The organism is Sphingomonas sp. 10B4 (assembly GCF_035019905.1).
In the GTDB taxonomy this organism is placed as follows: domain Bacteria; phylum Pseudomonadota; class Alphaproteobacteria; order Sphingomonadales; family Sphingomonadaceae; genus Sphingomonas; species Sphingomonas glacialis.
In genome coordinates, this window is the sequence record NZ_JASJVC010000004.1 from 1 (window position 1) to 12,308 (window position 12,308).

General features: G+C 66.8%; 13 protein-coding genes. 6 read left to right on the top strand and 7 right to left on the bottom strand.

From position 1 onward, the window contains the following. Positions 1 to 529: 529 nt before the first annotated feature. The gene (locus tag QN347_RS01890; protein WP_322160198.1) at positions 530 to 2,107 is read left to right on the top strand and encodes an amidase; all 1,578 of its coding nucleotides are present in this window, start codon (positions 530 to 532) and stop codon (positions 2,105 to 2,107) included. Positions 2,108 to 2,162: 55 nt separating this feature from the next. On the opposite strand, the gene QN347_RS01895 is transcribed toward QN347_RS01890, so the two are convergent. Beyond that, on the bottom strand, positions 2,163 to 2,615 hold the full coding sequence (locus tag QN347_RS01895; RefSeq protein ID WP_133186679.1) for a DUF2721 domain-containing protein: 453 nt from the start codon (positions 2,613 to 2,615) through the stop codon (positions 2,163 to 2,165). Positions 2,616 to 2,698: 83 nt separating this feature from the next. On the opposite strand from QN347_RS01895, the gene QN347_RS01900 reads away from it, so the two are divergent. Both QN347_RS01900 and QN347_RS01905 read left to right on the top strand, forming a co-directional pair. Then, positions 2,699 to 3,781: a GNAT family N-acetyltransferase gene (locus QN347_RS01900; protein ID WP_322160196.1), complete on the top strand. Its 1,083-nt coding sequence runs from the start codon at positions 2,699 to 2,701 to the stop codon at positions 3,779 to 3,781. 47 nt (positions 3,782 to 3,828) lie between these two features. After that, the gene (locus tag QN347_RS01905; RefSeq protein WP_133186683.1) at positions 3,829 to 4,101 is read left to right on the top strand and encodes a UvrB/UvrC motif-containing protein; all 273 of its coding nucleotides are present in this window, start codon (positions 3,829 to 3,831) and stop codon (positions 4,099 to 4,101) included. Positions 4,102 to 4,224: 123 nt separating this feature from the next. Here the strand turns inward: QN347_RS01905 and QN347_RS01910 are convergent, their stop codons facing one another. From QN347_RS01910 to trmB, 6 genes are all read right to left on the bottom strand, one after another. Further along, a complete protein-coding gene (locus QN347_RS01910; protein WP_322160195.1) occupies positions 4,225 to 6,450 on the bottom strand; it encodes a xanthine dehydrogenase family protein molybdopterin-binding subunit in 2,226 nt (741 codons plus the stop codon). Then, the gene (locus QN347_RS01915) at positions 6,447 to 7,421 is read right to left on the bottom strand and encodes a xanthine dehydrogenase family protein subunit M (RefSeq protein ID WP_322160193.1); all 975 of its coding nucleotides are present in this window, start codon (positions 7,419 to 7,421) and stop codon (positions 6,447 to 6,449) included. Before QN347_RS01915 ends, QN347_RS01910 begins: the two co-directional genes overlap by 4 nt. Next, entirely contained in the window at positions 7,418 to 7,915 is a 498-nt protein-coding gene (locus tag QN347_RS01920) for a 2Fe-2S iron-sulfur cluster-binding protein (protein WP_140851689.1), read from the bottom strand. The genes QN347_RS01915 and QN347_RS01920 overlap by 4 nt, the downstream gene beginning before the upstream one ends. Positions 7,916 to 8,027: 112 nt before the next feature. Further along, positions 8,028 to 8,315, bottom strand: a complete 288-nt coding sequence (locus QN347_RS01925; RefSeq protein WP_322160190.1) for a hypothetical protein — start codon at positions 8,313 to 8,315, stop codon at positions 8,028 to 8,030. Beyond that, positions 8,312 to 9,163, bottom strand: a complete 852-nt coding sequence (locus tag QN347_RS01930; protein WP_322160188.1) for a glycoside hydrolase family 75 protein — start codon at positions 9,161 to 9,163, stop codon at positions 8,312 to 8,314. Before QN347_RS01930 ends, QN347_RS01925 begins: the two co-directional genes overlap by 4 nt. A 106-nt stretch (positions 9,164 to 9,269) precedes the next feature. Next, on the bottom strand, positions 9,270 to 9,959 hold the full coding sequence (gene trmB, locus QN347_RS01935; protein WP_322160187.1) for a tRNA (guanine(46)-N(7))-methyltransferase TrmB: 690 nt from the start codon (positions 9,957 to 9,959) through the stop codon (positions 9,270 to 9,272). A gap of 82 nt (positions 9,960 to 10,041) precedes the next feature. Here trmB and QN347_RS01940 point away from each other — a divergent pair, with 82 nt between their 5' ends. From QN347_RS01940 to QN347_RS01950, 3 genes are all read left to right on the top strand, one after another. Continuing rightward, positions 10,042 to 10,851 (top strand): formate/nitrite transporter family protein, encoded by an 810-nt coding sequence (locus QN347_RS01940; protein ID WP_322160185.1) that lies wholly within the window; start codon positions 10,042 to 10,044, stop codon positions 10,849 to 10,851. Positions 10,852 to 10,912: 61 nt separating this feature from the next. After that, on the top strand, positions 10,913 to 11,515 hold the full coding sequence (locus QN347_RS01945; protein ID WP_322160183.1) for a phosphatase PAP2 family protein: 603 nt from the start codon (positions 10,913 to 10,915) through the stop codon (positions 11,513 to 11,515). A 128-nt stretch (positions 11,516 to 11,643) separates the two neighbouring features. Further along, positions 11,644 to 12,282, top strand: coding sequence for a hypothetical protein (locus tag QN347_RS01950; RefSeq protein WP_322160182.1), 639 nt, complete (start codon positions 11,644 to 11,646; stop codon positions 12,280 to 12,282). Positions 12,283 to 12,308 lie beyond the last annotated feature (26 nt).

Sequence of the window (12,308 nt, forward strand, 5' to 3'; positions counted from 1 at the left end):
GTCATCGATCCTGCAGATTTCAGAATCATGGCTTGAGCGAGCGACGATTTCGCGGGTCGTCAAGCAGACGGAGTATACAAGACTTGTTTCGTCTAAAAATATGATTCAAACCTGAGTCGTGACCAGGCCTGGTCACGCTGTTTTAACTGGCGAAAGGAGGTGATCCGATGTCTCATGGTTCAGCAATGGGGTCGGTTCAGTTCGTTCGGAGGACGCACCGCTAGGCCTTTGAGGCTAGTCCTGCGACGATGGGGCGGGGGGTATTCTCCCCCAGTCAACGCCACCGATCGTCGAGGCTTTGCGGTACGCATGGTCCTCCAAGCTGGAGCTTCCGGCCGCTGACCATGTCAGGAGGTTGCCGATGTCCTCGAAAAGGGCATCGGCAGCCTCTTTTCATGTCCGGGGTCGGGGGCGGGCGGGCTTCGCGATTGTGCTCTTGCAAGTGACGATCTGCTTGTCGCCGATGCGGCGATGACCCATGATCGCGCGATGGCGCGGGTCTGGCTGCGTCGCTCGACCGGAGACCAAGATGCGCTTCACGCTGTCGCTGCTGCTTTCGACCATTCTCGCGGGAGCCGCGCACGCGCAGACGCTCCCGGACGTTACCGAAAAATCGATCGATCAGGTCCAGGCGATGATGGCGGCGGGCACGAGCAGCGCGGCGATCACCCAGGCCTATCTCGCGCGGATCGCGGCGATGGATCGCAGCGGGCCGACACTCCGCGCGGTGATCGCGACCAACCCCGATGCGATCGCGCAGGCGCGCGCTGCCGATGCGCGGCGCAAGGCGGGCAAGCTGCTCGGGCCGCTCGACGGCGTGCCGGTGCTGATCAAGGACAATATCGAGACCAGGGATCCGATCGCGACGACTGCCGGGAGTCTCGCGCTCAAGGACAACATCACGCGCCGCGACGCGCCGCTTGTGGCGAGCCTGCGCCGACAGGGCGCGGTGATCCTCGGCAAGACCAATCTCAGCGAATGGGCCAATATCCGCTCGACGCACTCGATGAGCGGATGGAGCGCGGTCGGCGGGCTGGTGCGCAATCCGTATGCGCTCGACCGGACGTCGTGCGGCTCGTCGAGCGGATCGGGCGCGGCGGTGGCGGCGAGCTTTGCCGCGGCAGCGGTCGGGACAGAGACCGATGGATCGGTGGTATGTCCGTCCTCGATGAACGGGCTGGTCGGTTTGAAACCGACGCTTGGCATGATCAGCCGCACGCACGTCGTGCCGATCAGCCACAGCCAGGACACGCCCGGCCCGATGGCGCGCAGCGTGCGCGACGCGGCGGTGCTGTTCAACGGCATGATCGGCATCGATCCGGCCGATCCGGCGACCAAGGGCACGGCGAAATATGCGCATGACTTCGCCGCGCCGCTGGCGAGCGCTTCGCTGGCTGGGGTGCGTATCGCCGTGCTGCATCCCGAAATGTCCGAGTTGCTCAAGGCCAAATATGCCGCGGCGCTGGCGGTGTTGAAGGCGCAGGGCGCGGTGCTGGTCGATGTTACGCCGCCCAAGCTCGACGGGTTGGGCGAGGCCGAATTGCTGGTGCTGCAGACCGAGCTCAAGGCCGATCTCAACACCTATCTCGCGACCACGCCGCAGGCCGTGAAGACGCGCACGCTCGCCGATGTCATCGCGTTCGATCGCGCCGAGGCGGCACGCGAAATGCCGTTCTTCCAGCAGGAGACCTTCGAGGCGGCCGAACAGACACGCGGGCTCGCCGATGCCGAATATCTCGGCGCGCGCGCGAAATCGCTGCGGCTGGCGGGCAAGGAGGGGATCGACGCGATGCTCGCGACCGCCAATGCGACGCTGATCGTCGCGCCGACCTATGGCATGCCGTGGCTGTCCGACACGGTCTCGGGTGATGGAGGTGAGGGGCCGAGTGCTGCCGGGCTGCCGGCGGTGGCGGGCTATCCGCATCTGACGGTGCCGATGGGGCTGGTGCGGGGCGTGCCGGTCGGGGTGTCGTTCATTGCGACCGCGTGGGCCGACCAGAGCGTGCTCAACGCTGGGTATGTCTATGAACAAGCGGCGCATGCGCGGGTGGTACCGGGTTATGGCGCGACGAATGATGCCGGGCCCGGGCTGGACGGCGCACGCTGAGCTAACTCCCCTCCCTTCCAGGGAGGGGAGGCGTCCCCCCGGGGGCGGGCGCGATTCAGCGTTCGAGCAGCTCGCTGCGGACGTGGATCGCCGATAGCGAGATGCGGACCTCGAGCAGGAACCCGATCAGCGAGGAAATCAGCAGCGCCATCGCGAGAATGAAGATCACCGCGACGATCGTGCCGATATGCAGTGCGAACAGGCTGGCGACGAACAGCAAGGCAACGACGATGCACGTCATCGCCGCGCTCGACACCGCAAGCACGAGCGAGCGATTGATCACCGTCATCCGCCGGTCGAGCAGCCGGAGTTCCCAGACGTGACGGTCATGCTCGGGGCCGCTCGACAACGGGTGCCATTCCTCGACGACGCGCGCGCGATCGACGACGCGCGCCAGCCGCCCGGCGAGCACGTTGAGCAGCTGCCCGATCGCGGCGAGCATGAAGATCGGCGAAAGCGACAGCTGGATCGTCTGGGCGATCGTCGAGACGGCGGGGTAGGGGTTCATGATGGCCCTTTGTGGAATGCGGCTGGCGCGGGCGCAAGGCGTCGGCCACAGATTGGTAACCCTGCTGCTTTAGACGTGTTCCAATGACCAAGCCGATGCTGCTCTCCGACTTCACCCGGCTGCCGTCGCGCACGCGTGCCAGCGTGGGCGCCGGGCTGTCGGGCGCGATCGACATCGTTGCCGATGCAGCGGCACCGAGCCACGCGTTCCTGCGCTATGCCTGGTATGCGGCGGCGCTTGCGGCGTATGGCGGGGCGGCGCGGACGATAATGGTCGAGGAAGACGACCTGCCGGTGATCGCGCTGCCGTTCGTGCGAATCGGGCCGGCGATCGCACGGGTCGCGACGATCCCTGGAAGCTATTGGCCGTTTCGCAGCTTTCCGATCCACCGCCACGCCGATGTGCCTGCGGTCGATGCCTTGCTCGACATGCTCTCGCGCAGCGTCAACGCATTGCGGATCGGCCCGGTGGTCGATGGCGATCCGGCGCTCGAGGCGCTGCTGCCGCTGGCGCGCGCAAAGGGGTGGGCAGTGCTCGACCGCTTCGTCGCGAACAGCTTCGTGCTCGACGTGCAGCAGCCCGACTGGCCGCGCGGATCGACGCTGCGCAAGAACCGCTTTCACGAGAAGCATCTCGCCGAGCATGGCGCGCTCGACTGGCGCTTCGTCGGCGCGGGGGAGTGGGATGCGGCGTTCGATCAGCTTGCGGCGGTCGAGCAGAAGAGCTGGATCGCGGCGAGGACCGATGGTCGCGACGCCAAATTCACGGACGAGGGCCATGGTGGCTTCTGGCGAGAAGCGGCGCGCGATCCGGTCGTCGCCGCGATGCTGTCGGCCGCGGTACTGAGCATCGATGGCGCGCCGGCGGCGTTTTCGTTCGATCTCGATGCCGGCACGACGCGCTATGCGATCGCCAACAGCTATGATCCGGCGTTCGCCAAGCATTCGCCGGGCAAGCTGCTCTATTATCGCAACCTCGTGCGGGCGCGGGCGGCAGGCTTGCGCAGCGTCGATTGGGGCGCGGGCGACAGCGGCTACAAGACGACGCTCGGCGCGGAGCAGGGGCCGGCGTTGCGCGACTGGCTGCTGGTGCGACCCGGGGTGCCGGCGTTTGTCGGCGCGATGCTCAAGGGGCGCTGGGCGGCGAGCGGCAATCCGGGCGGGTAACGCAGCGACGACAGGACCCAAGCCGGTCTCGCGGCGTTTAGACGCGCATGGATGAGATCGAACGCGTTCGGATTGAAATGGAAGCTGCGGCGGAGGCGCTCGATTTCGAGCAAGCGCGGCGACTACGCGACCGGCTCGCTTTGCTGCGCGGCGGCGCCAGCGCCGAGGAAGCCGCCGAGGCCGAGACCGTCGGCCTGATCCGCCAGCAGCCCGGCGCAATGGGGCTGGGGACGAGCCAGCAACGGATGACACCGCCGCCGGGCTGGAAGAAGCCGGTCAAGCCCGATCCGATGACCAAAGGGCGTTCGCGCAAGCGGTGATTGGCGTGCCGTCGTCACCCCGGCCTTGTGCCGGGGCCCACCGTGACCCGCGTACTGTAGTCGTGGCGCGCGCTTCCCGGTGGGCCCCGGCACAAGGCCGGGGTGACGGGCGCGGGGAGCGGATCACACCGGCGGCAAGTGATCCAGCAGCTTGTCGACCGTAATCGGATAGTCGCGAACGCGGATACCCGTTGCGTTGAACACGGCATTGCCGATCGCCGCGCCGCAACCCGAGATGCCGAGCTCGCCGATGCCCTTGGCGTGGATCGGATTGGCGAACTGGTCGCGCTCTTCGAGGAAATGCACCTCGATCTGCGGCACGTCGGCGTTCACCGGCACGTGATATTCGCCGAGATCGTGGTTCACCAACTTGCCATTGCGCGGATCGTGGACGAGGTCCTCGGTCAGCGCCGCGCCGATGCCGAAGGTCATCCCGCCGAGGCACTGCGAGCGCGCAGTCTTCGCATTGAGGATGCGGCCTGCCGAGAACACGCCGAGCATCCGCCGGACGCGGACTTCACCGGTGGTCGCGTTGACGCCGACCTCGACGAAATGCGCGCCATAGCTCGATTGCTTGCGCTCCTTCTCCATCTTGCCCGGTGCGATCGAGCCGATCGCCTCAATCCCGTCGCCGACGAGCGAGCCGAGCGAGACCTGGCGGTTGTCGGCGATCGCCTGGCCGTCCTTGAGCGTCAGCGCTTCGGGGTCGCAGCCCATCGCCTTGGCAAGCTTCTCGCGCAGCATCTCGCACGCGAGATAGACCGCCGAGCCGCTCGACCCTGCGCCCCACGAGCCGCCGGAGCCGGCCGCATCGGGGAGATCGGTATCGCCGAGCACGACACTGACCTGATCGAGCGGAAGCCCGAGGAGTTCGCCGGCGATCTGGCCGAGGATCGTGTAGCTGCCGGTGCCGATGTCGGTCATCGCCGAGCTGACGGTCGCGCGGCCATTGGCGTCGATCGCGACCTTGGCCGATGATTCCATCAGCATGTTGGTGCGCACCGCAATGGCGACGCCCATGCCGATCATCCACTCGCCGTCGCGCACCTGGCCCGGCGTCGCGTTGCGCTTCGACCAACCGAACTTTTCTGCGCCCTCTTCCAGGCAGCGGACGAGCTGGCGCGTCGAGAAGGGGATGTTCTCCTCAGGGTCCTCGCTCGGCTCGTTCTGCTTCCAGAAGTCGATCGGGTCGACACCCAATTTGTGGCACAGTTCGTCGAGCGCAGCCTCGGTCGCCATCATCCCGACCGCTTCGCCGGGCGCGCGCATCGAGCCCGACAACAGCCAGTCGAGCTCGACCAGATCATGGTTGATCAGCCGGTTCTCGCCCGAATAGGCGAAATGCGTGCCGATGCCGGTCGGCTCGAAAAAGCCTTCGCCGGGGAGGTTGCTCGTCAGCGTCTCATGGCCGACGCCGGTCAGCTTGCCCGCGCCATCAACCGAAAAGCGCACGCGCTGCTCGGTGTTCGAGCGTCGAACGGTGGTTTCGAACACTTGCGGGCGCGTCATCACGGCTTTGACCGGGCGGCCGAGCTGCTTTGCGGCAACCGCGGCGGCGACCGATTCGGGCGCGATGCCGAGCTTGGAGCCGAACCCGCCGCCGATGTAATGCGCGATGATCCGGACCTTCTTGTCGCTGACGCCGAGCGACTTGGCGAGCTGGCTCTTGTCCGAGGTCGGCATCTGGTACGAGCCGTACAGCGTCAGCGCGCCATCCTCGTCCCACACCGCGATCGAGGCGTGCGGCTCCATCGCGGAGCTGTTCTGGCTCGGCGTTGTATAGGTGACATCAACCGAGATCGCGGCGTCCGCCATCGCTTTCTCGACATCGCCCTGCTTGAAGTGTGCGGGGATGGTGTTGGGCGGCGGCTTGGTGGTTTCGTCCTTGTGGGCCTCGAAATCGAAACGGCCTTCGGCTTCCTCATATTCGACCTTGAGGCGAATGCCGGCGTCGCGCGCGGCTTCGTAGCTTTCGGCGAGCACGATCGCGACGATCTCGCCGAAATAATGGACGTCCTGCACGCCCTGCGTCGGGGCGCTGGTTTCGCCGCCCTGCTGCGAGTTCTGCAGGAAGGTCTTGAAGTCGGTGACGACGTCGATCACGCCGGGGATCGCGCGGACGCTGTCGGCATCGACCTTGGTGACCTTGCCGCGCCCGAACTTGGTGCCGACGAGATAGCCGTACGCGAGGTTCGGGATCTGATACTCGGCCGAATAGGTCGCCTGGCCGGTGACCTTGAGCGGGCCGTCCTTGCGGTCGAGCGGGCGGCCGATGATCCCCTGGCTGCCGCTGTCGAGCAGGCTGGCGGGGACGGGCTTGTCCATCTTGAGGCTGTTGGTGTTGCTCATGCGGTCAACTCACGCAGGCACGCGATCAGCGTGCGTTTCATCAGCGGGATCTTGAAGTCATTCGACCCAAAGCCATGTGCTTCGGCGAGCAGGATGTCTGCCGCCGCCGCGAAGATTTCGTCGGACGGCGCCTTGCCGATCAGCGACTCCTCGACGCGGCTATCGCGCCATGGCATCGGCCCGAGCCCGCCGAAAGCGAGCTGCGCCGTCGCGATCGTGCCGTTCTCGACCGAGACGAGGCCTGCGACCGAGACGAGCGCGAAGGCGTAGGACGCGCGGTCGCGGACCTTGCGGTAGAGCTGCTTGCCGGCGACCGGCGCGGGCAGCTCGACATGCGTGATCAGTTCGCCGGGTTCGAGCACGGTCTCGATCTCGGGCGTGTCGCCGGGGAGCCGATAGAAATCGTGGATGCTGATCCGGCGGCGATCGCCGCCCGGGGTGAGCGTGATGATCGTCGCGTCGAGTGCGCGCATCGCGACGGGCATGTCGCCGGGGTGCGTTGCGATGCAATGCTCGCTGGTGCCGAGGATCGCGAGGATGCGATTGTACCCGCCGATCGCAGAGCAGCCGCTGCCAGGTGCGCGCTTGTTACACGCCATTGCGGGGTCGTAGAAATAATAGCAGCGCGTCCGCTGGAGCAGATTGCCGCCAGTCGTCGCCTTGTTGCGGAGCTGGCCCGAGGCGCCCGCGAGCAAAGCGCGGCTGAGCACTTCGTACTTTTCGCGCACGCGAGTGTCGGCGGCGAGGTCGCTGTTGGGGACGAGCGCGCCGATCAGCAGGCCACCGTTGTCGGTGTCTTCGATCTTGGCGAGGTCGAGTCGGCTGATGTCGACGAGCTTGTCAGGCGTCTCGACCTGCAGCTTCATCAAATCGAGCAGGTTGGTGCCGCCCGCGATGAAACGCGTGCCCGCGCCGACGAAGCCGACGGCTTCCTCGACGCTCGCGGGCTTTTCGTAGGTGAAGCTCTTCATGCCTTGGCCTCCGCCACGTCGCGGATCGCGTCGACGATGTTGGGATAGGCGGCGCAGCGGCAGAGGTTGCCGCTCATCCGCTCGGAGATTTCGCCGTCGTTGAACTCGACGTCGCCGAGTGTCTCGCTGACATGGCTCGGCCAGCCCTTCTTGACCTCGTCGAGCATGCCGACCGCCGAGCAGATCTGGCCTGGCGTGCAATAACCGCACTGATAGCCGTCATGCTTGACGAACGCTGCCTGGAGCGGGTGGAGATCCTCAGGGGTGCCGAGGCCTTCGATCGTGGTGATCTCGTCGTCCTGGTGCATCACCGCGAGCGACAGGCAGCTGTTGATGCGACGGCCGTTGACCAGAACGGTGCAGGCGCCACACTGGCCGTGATCGCAGCCCTTTTTCGAGCCGGTCAGGCCAAGATGCTCGCGCAGCAGATCGAGCAGCGAGGTTCGAATGTCGGGTTCGGCGGTGTAGGCCGTTCCATTGATGGTGAAGTGCATGTCAGACCCCTGCGGTTCGGCGAGGTAAACGCGCATTTCGGAAATGAGGTCCGCACGCGCGGAGATATTGCGCGCCGATCCTCGCTGCCCGGCATCGGCCGGCCGCGTTGGGTCAGGGGCGGCGCGGCCAGTGCATGCGGATCCGCCAGACGATCCCGGTCTTGCGCACCGTACTGCCGCAGCGCGCCTGTGCGAACAGCCGCGCGTAGCTGAGATCGTGGACTGGCTTGGACGGGGTGAGGCGCTCATGCTCGCGCGCGGAGTCGAGTGCGGTCTGGCAGGCCTGCTCGCTCGGGAAGCTCGCATCGAGCAAGGCGGCGGCGGAGTGCGGCGTCCAGGCCTTGGCGTGCACAGGCGTCGTGGCCGCCAGCGCCAAAGCCAGCGACGGCAGCGCGATCATTTGCTGAGCCGCACGGCCGACGCCGAGGCGATCTCGGTCTTCGGCTGCGCGCACGACCGCAGTGCGGCGAGTCCACCGACCGCGTCGAGCCGCGTGCGCGCTTCGCGGGCGAGCGCGGCCTTGTCGATCGGCCAGCCGATCTTCGCATCCTTGGCGCTCCCCGGGAAGACGACATAGGCGATCCGCCCGTCGGGCAGCCCCTCGCCGTTGCGCGGGTTGGGCGCCTGGACGCCGAGTGCATGCCAGAACGCGACCGACGCCTCGCCGAGCCGTTCGACCGGGCCTTCGTCGGCGATGACGAACGGCGTCGTCTGGCCGGTATCGAGGTTGGTCGCGAAGCCGATATCGCCCATCTCGCCCATGCCATCGGTGCGATAGATCGGCGCGGGGAGCACGATGTACGGGATCGCCGCGGCATCGACATAGCTGGCGGTACTCGCGGGCCCGGCGAACGCGGTGTTCCGAAGCGACGTCATCGAGACGAAAAAGCCCTTGTATGGCCCGTCCTGCTGGATCGCTGGCCGGGTCGGATCGGCCGGGTCGGCGACGAGCACGGTCTGCCACCACGACCCATCGGGATAGCCCGCCGCGGCAAGGCAATCGATCCCGCGGCCTGTCTCGGGGCACGTGTTGGGCACGTCGGCGGGGTGATAGGCGTTGGGCGCACCATCGGCGTCGACGAGCTTGTGGTCGGTCGCGAAATAATAGGCTGCGTGATCGGGGCTGAACGCGATCGGGACGCCCATGTAATCGAATCCGCCCGCGGGGCAGGATTGCGCGATCGCGCTCGTGCTCGAGAACAGGCAGCAGCTCAAAGCGGTCGCCAGCAGGCGCCGGACGGTGGACACGGTTGAATTTCCCTCAGGGCTGAATGCACGCCCATCGAACGAGGCAGCAGGACCGAGGGTTCCGCTCCCGCCGTACGGCGTGCGCGCAGCGCGACGAGGGGAGCGGTTATGCCGCTGGCTGGTAGATGTAGCGGAAGTACCAGACCTCGCGTCCCTGGCGGCGTGCCTTGCGTTCGTAGCGGGTCTCGGGCCAGTCGTCGGGACGCGTCAGGAAATCAGCGGCTGTTTGCGCGCTCCACACGAAATCGCGGCGTTGGCCGAGCACCATCATCGCCCAGCGGCAATAGGTCGGATCGTCGGTGCCGAGGCGGAACTCGGCGCCGGGCTTGAGCTTGGCCGCGATCAGATCGAGCGGGCCGTGATTGACCATCCGCCGCTTGGCGTGGCGCGCTTTGCGCCACGGATCGGGGTGGAGCAGATAGACGCGCGACAGCGACGCGTCGGGGAGCCGCTCGAGCACATCGAGCGCATCGCCCATGTGGAGGCGGACATTGTTGAGCTCTTCGTCGCGGACATGCGTCAGCGCGCCGACGACGCCGTTGAGGAACGGCTCGCAGCCGATGAACCCTGTCTCGCGCCGCGCCATCGCCTGGCCGGCGAGATGCTCGCCCGCGCCGAAGCCGATCTCGACCTCGATCGGGCAATCCTTGCCGAACAAGGTGGTGGCATCGAGCGGACCTTCTTCGGGAACGCTGATTTCGGGGAGCAGGCGCTCGACCAAATCGGCCTGGCCGAGGCGGAGCTTGTGCCCCTGGCGGCGGCCATAGAGGCGGCGGGTCGTCATCGGATCGGTCATCCGCGCAGCCTCTAGCGAGCGCAGCGTTTGGAGCAAAGTCCCGTTACGGTCGTTACAGCGCATCAACGAAGTGGCGGACATGATGGCGGACACCAATCAAGAGCAAACCGAGGGCGGCGACGTCGAGGAACTGAAGGCCGCCAATGCGCGCGAGCTGCACCGTGCGGTGCGCGAGGAAGGGCAGGAGGAACTCGAACGCCCGATCACCTCGCTGTTCTGGTCGGGGCTGGCGGGGGGGCTGGCGATCACCGCCTCGCTAATCGCCGAGGCGGCGATCGCGGCGCACACCGCGCCGTCGCCGGCGCGCCCGCTGCTGATCGCGATCGGCTATCCGATCGGCTTCCTGATGGTGATCCTCGGGCGGATGCAGCTGTTTACCGAGAGCACGGTGACCGCGATGCTGCCGCTCGTGACCGAGCCGTCATGGGCTGCGCTCGCGCGGACCTTGCGGCTGTGGGGCGTGGTGCTGGGGGGCAATCTGCTCGGCACCGCGCTCGTTGCGTGGGCGTTTGCGACGCTCGAGCTCGGCGATCCCGCAATGCGCGCGGCGATGCTCGAAGTGTCGATGAAGATCACCGAGCACGGCGCGCTCGATACCTTCATCAATGCGGTGCCAGCGGGTTTCCTGATCGCGATCGTCGCCTGGACCTTGCCCAACGCGCGCGAACAGGCCTTCCTGGTCGTGTTCGGGATCGTCTATGTCGTCGCGATCGGCGGGTTCAGCCATTCGGTGGTCGGGTCGAGCGAGACCTTCCTGCTGCTCTTCTCGGGGAAAATCGGCGGCGGGCAGGCCTTGGCGTTCCTCGTGCCCGCGGTGCTCGGCAATTTGTTCGGCGGGGCCGGCCTGTTCGCGGTGCTGGCGCACGCGCAGGTGCAGGAAGAAGGCGCCTGATCCGGGCGGAGCCAATCCGCCGCCCGCGGCGTTGGGCGAGCGACACAAGAGGAATAGCGACATGAGCAAGATCGCCGAGGCCGTGCGGAAAATCGCCCGCGCCGACCGCAAGGTCACGCACCGCGCCGCGGCGCATCGCGACACGCCCGCGGTCAAGCTGGCGGGGGCGGCGAGCGAAGTCGCCGACCAGCCGCCGTTGCTGTTGCTCGGCGTCGGGACGATCGTCGTAGGTGCGGTGCTGCGCCGTCCGACGGTGATCCGCAATGGCGTGCGGATGCTGGCGAGCGAGGTGCTCGCCACCGCGATCAAGAACGGCATCAAGCGCTCGATCGACCGCACCCGCCCGCAAAAGGCAATCGAGACCGGCGAGCACCGCTTCGCGCCGGGCAAGAGCGCGGCGCATGGCGATACGTCGTTCCCCTCGGGCCATACCGCCGGTGCAGTCGCCGTGGCGGGTGCGATCGCGCATGACACTCCCGCGGCGATCGCGCCTGCCTATGCGGTGGCGGCAGGGGTCGCGGCCGTGCAGATGCCGCGCGGGAAGCACTATATTTTCGATACCGTCGCCGGGGCGGCGGTCGGCTTCGTCGCGCAGAAGGCGACAAGCATGATCATTCGCGCTGCCGAACCGGCCTTGGTTCGCCTTTTCAAACGCACCCGCTGAGCGTCGTGTGACGCCCGCGCTATGAGCCGGTCAAGAGGCTTAACAACGCCTTCAGCGCGTATCCTAAGTACCGATAAACGCGGTTGAATTATCAGAACGCTCAATCTGCGACAAACGGGGGCGTTGTGATGAAGTTGACGTGTTGGACGATCCTTGCGCTCGCGGCGAGCGTCCCATCGGTCGCGGCGGCGCAATATAGCGTGCATTGGGCCGCGCCGGTGACGGCGACGGGTCCCTCGGCGTATTTCCCGATCGGTATGCCGTTACAGCTGAAGACGCGTAACGAACTCAACACCAAGGACGTGCATTCGGGCGATCGCTTCTATCTCGAGGTGGCCGAACCGCTGATCTATCGCGGCCAGGTCGTCGTGCCGGTCGGATCGATCGCGGTTGGCGAAGTGATGCGGTCCGAGCGAAGCGGAAATTTCGGCAAGCGTGGTGAACTCGAGGTCCGGCTCGATTATGTCGAGACGCCGTCGGGGCCTGTCCGCATCTCGGGGCGTTCTGCGCGGCAGGGCTTGGATCAAGGCGTGCTGGCGATTGGCGGCGCGCTGTTCGTATCGTGGCCGATGATGTTCATTCACGGCACCAGCGGGCGGCTCCCTGCCGATTCACCGATCACCGCCTATCTGGCCGATGATCTGCACTTCGGCGTGCAACCCGGTCCGGTGCAGGACGCGCGAGCCGGAACAGAAGCGCCGCCGCAGGGGCCGCGCGCGCTGCCGGCGCGGTTCGATCCGTCGGTCTTCTCGGCCAACCGGCCGTAACGACCGTGCCGAGCGCGGGATGACCC

Coding starts and splice junctions, on each gene's coding strand:
- QN347_RS01890 (WP_322160198.1), top strand. CDS start 530: ATGCGCTTCACGCTGTCGCTGCTGCTTTCGACCATTCTCGCGGGAGCC.
- QN347_RS01895 (WP_133186679.1), bottom strand. CDS start 2,615: ATGAACCCCTACCCCGCCGTCTCGACGATCGCCCAGACGATCCAGCTG.
- QN347_RS01900 (WP_322160196.1), top strand. CDS start 2,699: ATGACCAAGCCGATGCTGCTCTCCGACTTCACCCGGCTGCCGTCGCGC.
- QN347_RS01905 (WP_133186683.1), top strand. CDS start 3,829: ATGGATGAGATCGAACGCGTTCGGATTGAAATGGAAGCTGCGGCGGAG.
- QN347_RS01910 (WP_322160195.1), bottom strand. CDS start 6,450: ATGAGCAACACCAACAGCCTCAAGATGGACAAGCCCGTCCCCGCCAGC.
- QN347_RS01915 (WP_322160193.1), bottom strand. CDS start 7,421: ATGAAGAGCTTCACCTACGAAAAGCCCGCGAGCGTCGAGGAAGCCGTC.
- QN347_RS01920 (WP_140851689.1), bottom strand. CDS start 7,915: ATGCACTTCACCATCAATGGAACGGCCTACACCGCCGAACCCGACATT.
- QN347_RS01925 (WP_322160190.1), bottom strand. CDS start 8,315: ATGATCGCGCTGCCGTCGCTGGCTTTGGCGCTGGCGGCCACGACGCCT.
- trmB (WP_322160187.1), bottom strand. CDS start 9,959: ATGACCGATCCGATGACGACCCGCCGCCTCTATGGCCGCCGCCAGGGG.
- QN347_RS01940 (WP_322160185.1), top strand. CDS start 10,042: ATGGCGGACACCAATCAAGAGCAAACCGAGGGCGGCGACGTCGAGGAA.
- QN347_RS01945 (WP_322160183.1), top strand. CDS start 10,913: ATGAGCAAGATCGCCGAGGCCGTGCGGAAAATCGCCCGCGCCGACCGC.
- QN347_RS01950 (WP_322160182.1), top strand. CDS start 11,644: ATGAAGTTGACGTGTTGGACGATCCTTGCGCTCGCGGCGAGCGTCCCA.